The following is a 13,256-nucleotide window of genomic DNA, read 5'->3' as shown; positions in this document are numbered from 1 at the left end:
ATCAGTCCTCTTTACCATGCAGAGTAATTTTTTCTATTGCTGGTATGTCCGCAGGCGCCCAATCTAAATCACTTAATTCACTACGATCTAACCACTTTATATCGATATGCTCAGTTAATACTGGTGATCCCTTTTTTAATGAACAATAAAATGTTGTTAAATGTACGATGCCAAAGTCGTATTCGTAAACTGTCGTATCAATCTCAGCTCCAATTTCCACTTCACATTTCATTTCTTCTTGGATTTCACGATACAAAGCTTCTTTAGGCGTTTCCCCTTTTTCAATTTTGCCTCCAGGGAATTCCCATTTCATTGCAAGCGTTTTTGAGTTACCACGTTGTGCACACAATATCTTGTTGTCTTCTTCTATTACCGCTCCTACGACATGGATGTTTTTCTTCATTTTGTAATACCACCTAGTTTATATTGTAGTTTTAGTTTTATAGTAATGAATCTATATTATAAACTCAATACATAACGATTATCATATAAGGCCTTAGATAAAGATTATTGTACAAAAAAGTGAACTGCCATGACTTCATAGCAGCTCACTTTTATCGACTAAACCTTTTCCAACCAAGCAACGCTCTCCACATGTGTCGTCTGCGGGAACATATCCACAGGTGTGATCTCTTTCACTACATACCCTCCGTCTTCAGCGAGGACTTTCAAGTCACGAGCGAGTGTCGCTGGGTTGCATGATACATAGACAATGCGCTCGGGCTTCATTTGGATCATCGTCTCTAGTAGGGCGGGGTCGCAGCCTTTTCTTGGTGGGTCGACGACGAAGACGTCGGCTTGGATGCCGTGGGCTGCTTGCCACCATGGGACGACTTCTTCGGCTTTACCGACGACGAAGTCGACGTTTTTCATGTTGTTCAGTTCTGCGTTATTCTTCGCGTCGCGGATTGCGTCTCCGACGACTTCGACGCCATAGACGTGTTTCGCTTGTTGTGCAAGGAACAACGAGATGGAGCCGATTCCGCAGTATGCGTCGATCACCGTTTCTTTTCCTGTCAGCTGTGCATACTCCATCACTTTGTTGTAAAGCACTTCGGTTTGCATTGGGTTCACTTGGAAGAACGATCGTGGCGAGATGAGAAAACGTACGTCACCAATCTTATCTTCAATTGTCCGCTCGCCCCATAGCACTTCGGTTTCTTCACCGAAAATGACGTTCGTATCTTCGCGATTGACGTTCTTTACGACGGAGCGTAGCTTCGGAATTTGTGCTTGCATCTCTTCAATGATCTCATTGATATGTGGCAAGTGCTTTTTGTTAATGACAAAAACGACCATTACTTCACCAGTATGGTGAGAGCTACGGGCAACGATGTGGCGGACATTGCCTTCACCGGTTTTCTCATCATAAGGTGGGATGTTAAATTTCTTGAGCAATCCTTTTACGACTTGGACAGCTTGATCATTCTGCTCACCCGTAATAAGGCAATGATCCATATCAACAATTTGGTGAGAGCGCTTGGCGTAGAAGCCTGCGATTAGCTCACCGTCTCGGTTCACACCGACAGGCACTTGCGCTTTATTGCGGTAGCTCCACGGCTCGTCCATCGTGAGCGTCGAATGGACCGGAATGTCACTGTTACCCATATACTTGTGTAGTGCATTGACGATTTGTTGGCGTTTAAAATTGCTTTGCGCGTCAAGAGACAAGTGCTGCAACTGGCAGCCCCCACATCGATCATAGATCGGGCATGGCGGTTCAACACGGTCATCACTCGTCGTATGTCGTTCAATGAGCCGACCGATGCCAAAGCCTTTGCCTGCTTTAATGACTTTAATCTTTGCCTCTTCACCAGGCAATCCGTTCGGTACGAAGAGTGGGTATCCATCGACCTTGGCGACACCTGCCCCTTCATGGGTAAGATCTTCAAAGGTGACATGATGGTATTCATTTTTCGTTACAGGTGCTTTAATTTTTTTTGCCAAATCAGGTTCACTCCACTGTCTTCATATAGTCTTAGAGTCTTATTGTACACAATGCGAAGGGAAAATTCTATGTCAATCGCCGGAACGAACGATGGACGTGGACATAAATGAAAAACCGGACTCATACTAGAGCCCGATTTCTTGTGCGCTTAAAACCTATGTACATGAATCTCGATTCCATTCACAACTGCATAATCGTGCAGCTGTGTTTGCAGTTCACGTAAATTCTGGACTGAGGACGATGTGACAGACTCACGATCAAGCTCCTCACCGATTGTTGTAAACCATTCTTCAGCATTGACATTCACTTCCTTGATCGCTTCAGCACCGCTTAGCTCATCTGAACTCAACGTAATCCCTTCAATCGCTTGCATCATGTAGGCGACAAGCGTCATATCTCCTGCGATATGATTCGCAAGCTCATCCGTTGGTCGTTGCTCAAAGTCCTCTACAAGCATTTGCAGATCTTCTAAATGATAGGTTACTTCATAAAGTAAATGTTCCACTTCGCTGATGGCATCAACTTCTGATCCGTTCGCAACCGTTAAGTGATAATCCTCATAAAGCGCATAAGAGTTCGGCAAGTAACCGAATTCAACCACTTCATTCTCTGTATCAATATTCGTTAATCCAGAACATGTATTGCCGAATTCATTCGACATTGCTTCAAAACTTGATAAACAAGATAAATACGCTTTTACTGTATACTCACCATCTGGAACATCCGAGAACACTGCAAAGAATCCATCCGCTGTATCCTCAGAGTTAACCCCAAACGTTACGTCGACCAAACGTTCTTCACTATCATAAAGAAGGATATAAGGATCAAGCTGCGCAGACGGAACATCATCGATTGTCATCGTCCCATGTACACTAACGAGATCAGAAAAACTATCTTGTAACTCATCATATTCAATCGTCATCGATTGCATCGCTACGTCCTCATTCGCTGAACGTTCTTGTTCTTCACTATTATCAGGTTCTTCTGCTGCACTCGCCTCTTCTGCCGATCCATCATCTTCCGCCATTTCCTCTTCATCGATCGATGAGAACATGCCAATGACTAAAAATGCGACAATCGCAAAAAACCACCACCGTTTATAAAACGGCTTCTTCACTTTCTTGTTTTGTTCCATGTTAAAACTACCCCTTACCCTTATTCAATTTTCAATCCTCTATGTAACAAGTATGGAAAATTATAGTATAAATTTCCCAACACAATTATTAAAAGTAAGGGATTAAGTATTATAAAGCAAGGTTTTTTTTTCATAACAACAAAACTCTGCACACCCTGTATGTACTAAATCTTTTTATTTAAAAGGATGAATCACGATTTTCAATTGACCGAATATTTAATTTGTCTTACAATAAAACTAACAAACATAAGGAGTTGAATGCATGGATATTTCGGTAACGACAACGGCATTTCACTTATCTGATAATGACTTAAAACAAATGGTACAGTTAGGTGTGGATTATATTGATTTTGGGACTGGCGCTTCATTCCCAGGAGTTAAAGAAGAAGGATTCCCAGACCTTGATGCACTACTTAAAGAGAGACGACGCATTCAATCGTTTGGTCTAGACATTAATCGGGTTACATTGCCGGATTTATCCGAGGCCTATATAAACGGTCAAGATGAGACTGGGTTGGAGCATTCTGTCAAAGCGGTGAAAGTCTTCGGGGAAGCAGGGGTCAATATTGTTCGTCAGCGTTTTGCTGGAGATACGTTTAATCATCTAACAAAGAGCTATAAAGCTAGGCAACGAGGAGGCGCCTTAGCTCGAGGTGAAAGTCTCGTATTCAGTGAAGAGCCTTATCATGTACATTCGTTAGACGACCATGAGCACTATTGGAAGCGCTTTACGCATGCATACTCACAGCTAGTACCTGCGTGTGAAGAAGCCAATGTACAGCTTGGGATGCATCCTTCAGATTCCCCGTTACAAGGCACGCCTTTTGGAGGGCTTGGCTATCGAAGAATTATCGACGAGTTTCCAAGTAAAAAAGTGGGCTACATTTATTGTACAGGTACACGCGCCGAAGAAGGTGGCAGTTCTTTAGTGCTTGATGAGCTCAATCAATATGGAAGGAAGAAGCGTTTGTTCCTGATCCATTTCAGAAACGTTCGGGGTGCACTTCCGACTGCCGGGGCTTTTGAAGAAGCTTTATTAGACGATGGCGATATGAACATGTATAAAGTTCTCTATGAATTAAAGAAAACTGGATTCACAGGCTGCTTAAATCCAGATCATGTGCCCGTTATGCAAGGAGACGTTCCAGACCTTGATGGAAATTGGCAATACTCAAACATTGGCTGGAGTTATCAAAGCGTCGGCTTTGCTTATTCCATCGGCTACATTCGTGCACTTCTTAACGCCATGACAGAAGTTCATGGCTCATAAGAAAATTCCCCGTCTCAGAGCTGAGGCGGGGAATTTTCTTATGACTGGATTTATGACTCATCTTCTTCTAATGTTTGGATCAATTCGGTATAGTATTCTCTTACACCTTCCATATGCTCAAATGCTTCTTCCCCATCTAAATATTCTGGAATTGTGTAGTAAGACTCTGCCCGACTTTGGTATTCTTCGTTGTTTTCGACAACTTCTTTTACTGCTTGAGAGAACGTTTCTACAATTTCATCTGGTGTTTCTTTTGGAAAAGCAAAGAAGAAGAACTTCTCGAATTCTATGTCGATCCCTTGCTCAACCATGGATGGTGTGTTGTCGTATAACTCTCTGCTTTCCTCAGCCAATACGCCTACTGAGCTGAAATCACCATTCGCAATATAATCTGTCGTTACGCCGTAAGCAATCGGAATGACATCGACTTGATCTCCTAAGAGAGCAACAATCTTATCTGACGCACCCCCAACATCAATTAACCGAAATGAAGCACCTGTCTCACGTTCAAATGCCATCATTTGCAAATGGGTGTACCCACCCACTTCTGTGCCAAAATATAGCTCATCAGGATTCTCTACTGCATAGTCCGCGAGTTCAGTGGCATCTTGATATGGTGCATCTGCATTAATGATAAACGTGTCGCCCATATCAAACGTAGAGATAGCGGCAATCTTATAATCACGATGATCAAAATCAGAGACACCAAATAGTTTATTAATCAATAGATTGTTGTGAAAAAACAACACTTGATGTCCATCTGGTCTTGCATCTAAGATTTCTCGTGAACCAACACTTCCTCCTGCCCCTGCAATATTGGAGACGACCATGCTCACACCTAACTCTTCTCCGACGTATTGACTTAGTAATCTAGCACCTAAATCCGTATCTCCCCCAGCACCTGCTGGCACAACGACTTCGATCGTTTGATTTGGATACGATTCAACGGACGCTTCGGATACGGTCGCCTGACTTTCCCCAAAAGTTGGTGTCGCTATGTTTGTCGTGAACACAATCGTCAGAACCGATGCAACTAGTAACGTGATACATGTCCACTTTACTGAAGTTTTCATTATTGATCACCTACGATCCTTCTTCGCTTCATATTATTACGAACAGCAACAATCACCGAAATTAATGCCACAGTAAGAAACACAAATGCGATTGGTGACGTTATAAATGGCGTCCAATCTCCGTTTGAATGCATTAACCCTCGTCTAAGATTGAGTTCTAAGATTGGAGCGAGAATAAACGCCAAGACGACAGGCATGATTGGAATTTTCAGTTTAATAAGCACATAGCCTAAGAGTCCACATGCTACAAGAATGACTGCATCAAAGAGGCGGTTGTTAACACCAAAGGCACCAACGACACACAATACGATAATGATCGGTAGCAACAAATGTTGTGGTACATTTAAGATTCGTATGAAAAAACGCATACCGATAATTAACAGCAACGCCATAAATGCATTTGCAATTAATAACGCTGCGAAAATGCCATACATGACATCTCCATGTTGCTCAAATAACAATGGACCTGGGTTTAAACCATGAAGCATTAATCCCCCAATGAGTAAGGCCGTAACACCATCACCAGGTATACCAATCGAAAGTAATGGAACTAATGCCCCTCCGATCGAAGCGTTGTTCGACGATTCCGTCGCTACTACTCCATAAGGTGTACCTTTCCCGAATTTTTCTGGTGTTTTAGATTGGTTCTTCGCAGTGGCGTACGCGATGATGTTTGCTGTTGATCCCCCTAAACCTGGTAATATCCCAACACCAACACCGATGAGCGTTGATCGCAGCCAATTCCATTTTTGTTGAAACACTTCTCGAAATGAAATACCAATATCTCTTAGCTTATAAGCGATTTCAATTCGTTTTTTATTCTGATCGTCTTTGTTTTCTGCAGCCTTCAATATCTCTGAAATTGCAAATAAACCAATTAAAACAGGCAGGACATCCAAACCAGCATCTAGATCACTAAATCCAAATGTAAACCGTGGATAAGAATCTATTGGGGCCATTCCAATCATTGCTAGTACGATCCCTAAACAACCTGCCAGTACACCTTTTAACATGGAATTACCTGACAAACTTGTGATCATCGTTAGCGCAAAGATTGTGACCGCAAAGTACTCAAAAGGTGAGAATTCAATAGCAATCGATGCCAATAGGGGCGAGACAAAGATTAAAATAGCAAAACTTAACAACCCTGCAAGGAATGAAAAGATGATCGTTAACGTGAACGCTTTCCCCGCTTCACCATTTTGCGCCATTGGATACCCATCAAACGTGGTTGCAATACTGGATGGGGTTCCTGGTATATTAAGCAACATGGCCGGTATAAATCCCCCAGACACTCCGCCGATGTAGAGGCCAAGTAATAACGCCATTCCATTTAATGGCTCCATGCCAAACGTAATCGGTAAACATATGGCAATCGCCATCACTGCCGTTAAACCTGGTATGGCCCCGAAGACGAGCCCTAATGCAACACCAATTAAAATGATTAGTAATGTTTCTAGGTTAAGTACACTTACAAACCCGTTCAAAAACAAATCAACCATCGGTTTCCTCCTATCCCAGTATTCCAACTGGCAACATTAAGTCAAATCCACTACGAAATACGTGGTAAATGACAACCGAGGCAGTCAGTGACAAACTGCTAAACATAAGAAGATTACGCTTTTCTTTCGTTGCCAATAAATAACTTTGAACGACCAAATATAACGTTGTCGCGAGAATAAACCCTATGATCGGAAGGAAAAGTAAATACAGCAAGATCAGGACAAACGTGATCCCAACATTGACTTGCTTCGACTTCACGTTGCCTTCATCATGTTCTTTAGTTGAAGCAACTTCTTCATTACCGGTTTGTTTTCTAGAAAGGTATAACAAAACAATACTTATTAGAAACATAATTATTGAAGCAACAACCGGAAAGAAACTTGAGCTTACGCCTATCGATAGTATTGAAAGCGTATTCATATTTATTGATAAGAAAAACACACCTACGGCCAACACCAAAAAACTTAACCCTGTAACTACATTGCTTCTTCGTTCTGAAAGCATTGAATCACTTCCTCTACAAGATTAGAAGAGGGGGACAAGTCCCCCACTCTATGCTTTAACGAATACTGTCTTAATGTTCGTAAAGAACTCTTTGGCTGCTTCTCCTTGCTCTCTTGAATGAGAACTTGAATTCTTCATGCCTCCAAATGGCGCTTGTAGTTCAACCCCCGCACTCTCTGCATTGATTCTAACAAGACCTGCATTCATGTCATCGATAAATGACATCATTCCACCGATATTGCTAGTAAAAATTGACGCACTTAATCCGTAATCACTATCATTAGCTAGCTCAATGGCTTCTGACAAATCGTCCACCTTGAATAAGGTAATAACAGGACCGAAGATTTCTTCTTGAGCCAAACTACTTGAATGCGCAAGATTTTCAAAAATCGTCGGTTGCATGTAAAATCCGCGCTCTTCGTATAATTGAGATCCTCCTGTTAGAAGACTTCCACCTTCAGCCACGCCACTTTCAATATAAGCGAGACTTTTTCTAAGTTGTTGTTCAGAAGCAAACGGTCCCATCCACGTCGATTCATCGAGGCTATCTCCGACAATGATCTCTTCTGTTTGTGCAACAAGTTCCTTCTTGAATTGTTCATACACGTTTTCATGTACAATCACACGGCTCGTTGCCGTACACTTTTGACCTGTCGTTTTGAACGCACCAGAGATGGTTGCTGAAACAGCAAGCTCGAGATCTGCATCGTCACACACAATGACTGGGTTTTTCCCACCCATCTCTAATTGATACTTCGCTCCACGTGCAAGTGCTGTTGCACCAATCTCTTTCCCTGCAGTATTCGATCCGGTGAACGTAATTCCAGATACGTCTTGATGTTCAGTAAGTAGACTTCCAACTTCCCTACCTCCACTCACCATGTTAAGAACACCTTCAGGTAAGTCAGCTTGTGAAAAACACTCCATAATCTTCGCGCACGTAATACTCGTTTCAAGCGCAGGCTTAATGACAACTGTATTTCCATAAATAAGTGCTGGCGCTAATTTCCAAAGTGGAATTGCCACAGGAAAATTCCACGGCGTGATCACACCTACAACACCAAGTGGTGCTCGCGTAGTAAACATGAGTGCGTTTGAATCCGTTGCCGGAATCACGTCGCCCACTGCCCTCATGCCTTCATTCGCATAGTAACGTAAGATCGCAACGCCACGCTGTACTTCGCCTTTCGTCTCTGCAATGGTCTTGCCCATCTCACGACTGGCAATTTGTGCAATCTCTTCTGCTCGTGAACTCAACTCGCTCGCTGCTTTATACAAATATTCTCCCCGCGCTGCCCCTGCAAGTGATGCCCAATGGGCTTGGGCGTTTTTCGCAGCACGTACGGCTCCGTTCACCTCTACTTCTGTTGCGATCGTTACTTGACCGACTGTATCCGTTACGTTTCCAGGATTTATGACCGTATGTTCCGGTTGTTGCTTGGTCTCCCACTTAGCATTAATGTAAGGTGTTACTGTAATCATTGCTTCACTTCCTTTATGCATTGATTTTTGGATACTTGTCGTAAACGTGAGTAATAATGGCTTCTAACTCACGATAATGTTCCGGTTCAACTGGGCTAATTGGTGGTCTGACTTTTCCTTGTACTGGTAAACCGATAATTTCCATTCCCGCTTTGATTAGAGATACCGCATACCCTGGTTTTTTCTTCCGAATGGCGTTGATCGGTAAAATAACATCACGGTAAAGCTCCCGAACTTTTGCATCATCTCCTTCAAGCAAGGCGTTATAAAACATTCTAGAGATGTGAGGGATATAGTTTGAAATGGCGGACGAATACGTATCAAAACCAAGTGGCAAATACGCAGGCATCGTTACTTCTGCCATCGGCATGCCGTTTAACCAGCCAAGTCGATCACCAAATGTTTGCGTAAGTTCAATATTTAAGTCCATATTCCCAATGCCGTCTTTCAATCCTACAAGGTGCGGATAATCAAGTAATGCTTCTAGTGCGTCTTTTTGTAAAACCGCATTCGCCCGTTGATAAACAATAGCATTTAAGTTCGTCCACTCGAGTAACTCTTGAACATAATGTTTTACTCCTTCTTGATTGCCTTCAATTAAATAAGGAGGTAAAACTAAGTAACCGCTTGCACCTAGCTCTTCAGAAATACGAGCGCATGATTTCGCATGTGCAATATTCCCTCCTACACCGGTATACACAGGCACAGCACCTTTCGTAGCACTCATCGCTACTTCTACCATGCGACGATATTCATCGGTTGATAACGCATGAAATTCCCCAGAACCACAAGCAATAAAAATAGCGTCTAATTTCTCATCGATTAAATATTCAATATTTTTAAATAGTGCTTGTTCATCTAACTCATTATCTTTCGTTAATGGCGCCACTGGAAACCCTAGAATTCCCTTGCTGATTTCAGACATTTCATCACCTCTTTGATATTTTGTTCAATTGTAAGACAAATAAACTTGTAAGTCAATTTAATAATAAAATTTCATAAAAAAATAGCATGTATCCATAGATACACACTACTGTTGATTTAACACCTTATCGCGTACAAACGTTAGATGTCGATACATCGCTTCAAATGTTACTTGTGGATTTCTCTCTTTAAGTCCATTGTAAATTGCACGATGATGAGCAGCCGTCTTCTCTTTCTCACGATATTGAATCTGCTTATTCACTTTTTCATGCGCTAACAATAAAGAATCCATCATTCCTTGCATGATGGGGTTATCGACGCTTGACGCAATAATGTGATGAAACTCTAAATCATATCGACCGTAATCATTGTCTTCTTTTGTTTCGATTGCGACGATCGTCTCGTGTAAAGCTTCCAATTGTTCATCGGTAATCTTCTCAGCAGCTAACGTAACAAGCCCTAATTCTAACGTCATTCGCGCTTCAATAATGCCTTCGATGTTATCATTCATCAATGAAAGCATTGTTTTAAAGGGCTTACTGCTAATACGCTCAGTGAAATACGTGCCATCTCTCGTTTTCCGTTTTACAATACCGAGTGATTCTAAAGATGTAATTGCTTCTCGTAAAACCGGTCGACTTACGCCAAGCATATCGATTAATTCCATCTCAGGAGGTAATTTATCTCCTGGCTTTAATTTGTTTGTCATTAACAAATCGACGATGCTTTCTTCAACATGTTGCGCTAATGTCGTTCGCTTTACTTTCTTATCAATCAAGTTCGCCTCAAAATCTCTCATCTACTTCACCCCTGCTTATACCTTGAGTGTAGCATAGGAACTATTTGTAAAACAAATAGCTGATTTTACAAATATAACTTATCGAAGATGGCAGAATGCCTTAGAACATGGAATCATCAGCCACCTTCAATAAGGAAGACTTTTACAGTTCTACTTCTTCCACACACGCGCAATATTCTCAGCGGCTTCTTCTAAATACTGTTCGCCGTTTGCTAGTGCGTCTTCAAGGTCGATTGCGCCTGGGACGATGCTAAACACCGCGTCGATGCCGTGTTCGTAAACCGCTTTATACCCTTCGCCAAGTGCACCACAGACAGCGATGACAGGCTTGTCCACTTCTTTAGCGGCAAGGGCGACTCCGACGGGAGTCTTCCCATAGATGGATTGACCGTCGATTTTACCTTCGCCAGTGAGGACGAGATCGGCGTCTTTGACGCGCTCTTTGAAGTTCGTTTCTTCTAAGACGAGTTCGATGCCAGGGACGAGCTTCGCATCTAAGTAGGCGAGTAGCCCCGCCCCAAGTCCGCCAGCCGCTCCTGCGCCTTGGATGTTTTTGACGTCGTTCCCGGTCGCTAAGACAGTACAATTGTGATAGTTGGCTAATGCCGCATCGAGTTGCTCTACGTCTTCGTCTGTTGCCCCTTTTTGTGGGCCGTAAATCGCACTTGCACCTTCGGGTCCGAGGAGTGGGTTCTTCACATCACAGGCGACAACGACGTCTACGTTTTGTAACCGTGAGTCCAACCCTTCCGTGTCAATGTGAACAAGCTGCTGTAAAGCTGCACCGCCGCGGTTAATCGGTGCATCGTTCTGATCGAGTAGCGTTGCGCCGAGCGCTTCAATCATGCCCGCGCCACCGTCATTCGTCGCACTGCCACCAATTCCGATAATCAGTTTCTTAATGTCTTGATCAAGGGCGTGGCGAATAAGTTCACCAGTCCCGTATGTAGACGCTTCCAATACATTTCGGTTCTCTTTCGTGTTGTAATGGATGCCACTCGCAGATGCCATGTCCATGATTGCTGTTTCGCCGTCTTTTGAAAGGGCGTATGTCGCAGTGACTGTCTGTTTGTTAGGGCCTTCAACCTCAACGTTGATTGTCGTTCCTTCAAGACTTGCGGTGAGTGCTTCCATCGTGCCTTCACCGCCGTCCCCCATCGGAATAAGGTCTGTCGTTAGATTAGGATGAATGTTGCGAAAACCGCGAGCGAGCGCATGGGCTACCGTTTCAGCGGTCATACTTTCCTTGAACGAATCCGGTGCAATAACGAGGTGTACCATTTGTTCCTCCTTTAGAGACTTGTCCAGTTTATTCTCTTGACGTGATTGTGGAAAACTCGTATGATTTTAGTAAGAGTGTTACCCTTCTTCTACGTTGCAGCGCAGTACATAGGCTGTTGCTTATAGGAATCTAACAGTATAAGGAAGGATGAAGTGCACGATGCATTGGTTTGCTATTTTTTCTGCAGTATTTGCTGCAGGCGTGGTCGCATGGTCGATCTTCAATATTGTAGTTGCCAAAAACTAGAACTTCTTTTGAAAACACGATGGTCTGAGCACCATCGTGTTTTTTATTCGTTTTCCTCTGGCTTTGGTACGAGCATTTCAAAGTGGTGATGCAAGTTGACGAATTCTTTCGGAATCGTGCCACCATGTTCACCGTCTAGATTCAGTTGCATCTCGCCTTCAATTTCAATTTTAATTCGATTTGCCTGAATGTAAATCACTTTGTCTTCGTAAATGTGCTGACCGGTCAGTGCTAGACTACCAATTCGAACGAAATCAGCAAGGTTGGTTTTTTTCAATAAAATCATATCAAATAGACCATCATCAAGCTTCGCATCAGGACTTAGCTTCTCAAAACCACCAACAGAGTTGGAGTTCGCGATTAAGAACAGCATGATCTTACCTTCAAACAGCCTGCCATCGTACTCGATCCGCGCTTCACGTGGCTTTAAGAAAAACAATTTCTCAAAACCTTTCACATAGTATGCCATCTGTCCCATCATCGTCTTCAAACGACTCGGTGTGTCATACGTTAACTCAGTGAGGCTTCCACCTGCGGCAATGTTCACAAAATATTGATCTCCCGCTTTGCCGACATCAAGTGGTGATACGTGATCTCCCGTTAACACGTCGCAAATGCCTTCCATATCTAAATCATGCAACTTGAACGCCCGACCGAGATCGTTCGTTGTGCCTGCAGGAATTAGACCGAGTCGAGGGCGATTCTCGAGTTCCGCAAGACCATTGATCACTTCAAAAATCGTCCCGTCACCACCTGCAGCAATGACAAGATCATAACCACGAAGTCCAGCATCATGTGCCGCTTCTTTTGCACATCCTTCTTGTTTCGTTTGATGCGCAGATGCTTCGTAACCAGCTTGCTCAAGCCGATCTAGGATATATGGTAAGTTCTTTTTCATTTGTTCTCGCCCAGAAGTTGGGTTGTAAATTAATCTCGCTTTTTTCATGATACTCTTCTCCTATTATCGTGAAGTTATTCTTTCTATGACGTATCATGCATAATTCATTGTCTTCTCTAGTATAGTGTACCGAAGTTGGAAAGGACAGGCAAAGATTCCCTCACAGTTCCTTCACAATCACCTCACACGTTC

Annotated in this window: 12 protein-coding genes; 1 reads left to right on the top strand and 11 read right to left on the bottom strand. The window is 43.0% G+C overall.

Translation table 11 applies throughout. The features are described 5' to 3' along the window. Position 1: 1 nt before the first annotated feature. From JOD17_RS06510 to JOD17_RS06500, 3 genes are all read right to left on the bottom strand, one after another. Positions 2 to 403, bottom strand: coding sequence for a (deoxy)nucleoside triphosphate pyrophosphohydrolase (locus JOD17_RS06510; RefSeq protein WP_204696376.1), 402 nt, complete (start codon positions 401 to 403; stop codon positions 2 to 4). A gap of 158 nt (positions 404 to 561) precedes the next feature. Further along, on the bottom strand, positions 562 to 1,947 hold the full coding sequence (gene rlmD, locus JOD17_RS06505; protein ID WP_239575292.1) for a 23S rRNA (uracil(1939)-C(5))-methyltransferase RlmD: 1,386 nt from the start codon (positions 1,945 to 1,947) through the stop codon (positions 562 to 564). Positions 1,948 to 2,096: 149 nt separating this feature from the next. Continuing rightward, the gene (locus tag JOD17_RS06500) at positions 2,097 to 3,083 is read right to left on the bottom strand and encodes a hypothetical protein (RefSeq protein ID WP_204696375.1); all 987 of its coding nucleotides are present in this window, start codon (positions 3,081 to 3,083) and stop codon (positions 2,097 to 2,099) included. 262 nt (positions 3,084 to 3,345) lie between these two features. Here JOD17_RS06500 and JOD17_RS06495 point away from each other — a divergent pair, with 262 nt between their 5' ends. Beyond that, on the top strand, positions 3,346 to 4,353 hold the full coding sequence (locus tag JOD17_RS06495; RefSeq protein WP_204696374.1) for a mannonate dehydratase: 1,008 nt from the start codon (positions 3,346 to 3,348) through the stop codon (positions 4,351 to 4,353). A 50-nt stretch (positions 4,354 to 4,403) separates the two neighbouring features. Here JOD17_RS06495 and JOD17_RS06490 read toward each other — a convergent pair whose 3' ends face one another. From JOD17_RS06490 to JOD17_RS06455, 8 genes are all read right to left on the bottom strand, one after another. After that, positions 4,404 to 5,426, bottom strand: a complete 1,023-nt coding sequence (locus JOD17_RS06490; protein ID WP_204696373.1) for a tripartite tricarboxylate transporter substrate binding protein — start codon at positions 5,424 to 5,426, stop codon at positions 4,404 to 4,406. Then, positions 5,426 to 6,928, bottom strand: a complete 1,503-nt coding sequence (locus JOD17_RS06485; RefSeq protein ID WP_204696371.1) for a tripartite tricarboxylate transporter permease — start codon at positions 6,926 to 6,928, stop codon at positions 5,426 to 5,428. Before JOD17_RS06485 ends, JOD17_RS06490 begins: the two co-directional genes overlap by 1 nt. 10 nt (positions 6,929 to 6,938) lie before the next feature. Beyond that, positions 6,939 to 7,433, bottom strand: a complete 495-nt coding sequence (locus JOD17_RS06480) for a tripartite tricarboxylate transporter TctB family protein (protein ID WP_204696369.1) — start codon at positions 7,431 to 7,433, stop codon at positions 6,939 to 6,941. A gap of 48 nt (positions 7,434 to 7,481) precedes the next feature. Beyond that, on the bottom strand, positions 7,482 to 8,915 hold the full coding sequence (gene gucD / locus JOD17_RS06475; protein ID WP_239575291.1) for an alpha-ketoglutaric semialdehyde dehydrogenase GucD: 1,434 nt from the start codon (positions 8,913 to 8,915) through the stop codon (positions 7,482 to 7,484). A 13-nt stretch (positions 8,916 to 8,928) separates the two neighbouring features. Beyond that, positions 8,929 to 9,840 (bottom strand): 5-dehydro-4-deoxyglucarate dehydratase, encoded by a 912-nt coding sequence (gene kdgD, locus JOD17_RS06470; RefSeq protein ID WP_204696365.1) that lies wholly within the window; start codon positions 9,838 to 9,840, stop codon positions 8,929 to 8,931. 105 nt (positions 9,841 to 9,945) lie between these two features. Next, the gene (locus tag JOD17_RS06465; protein WP_204696363.1) at positions 9,946 to 10,638 is read right to left on the bottom strand and encodes a FadR/GntR family transcriptional regulator; all 693 of its coding nucleotides are present in this window, start codon (positions 10,636 to 10,638) and stop codon (positions 9,946 to 9,948) included. A gap of 150 nt (positions 10,639 to 10,788) precedes the next feature. Beyond that, a complete protein-coding gene (locus JOD17_RS06460; RefSeq protein ID WP_204696361.1) occupies positions 10,789 to 11,919 on the bottom strand; it encodes a glycerate kinase in 1,131 nt (376 codons plus the stop codon). Positions 11,920 to 12,209: 290 nt separating this feature from the next. Then, the gene (locus JOD17_RS06455) at positions 12,210 to 13,112 is read right to left on the bottom strand and encodes a diacylglycerol kinase (protein ID WP_204696360.1); all 903 of its coding nucleotides are present in this window, start codon (positions 13,110 to 13,112) and stop codon (positions 12,210 to 12,212) included. Positions 13,113 to 13,256 lie beyond the last annotated feature (144 nt).

The sequence above is a fragment of the Geomicrobium sediminis genome, assembly GCF_016908595.1.
GTDB classification, from domain to species: domain Bacteria; phylum Bacillota; class Bacilli; order Bacillales; family Marinococcaceae; genus Geomicrobium_A; species Geomicrobium_A sediminis.
This window is presented reverse-complemented; position numbering and strand designations above follow the sequence as displayed.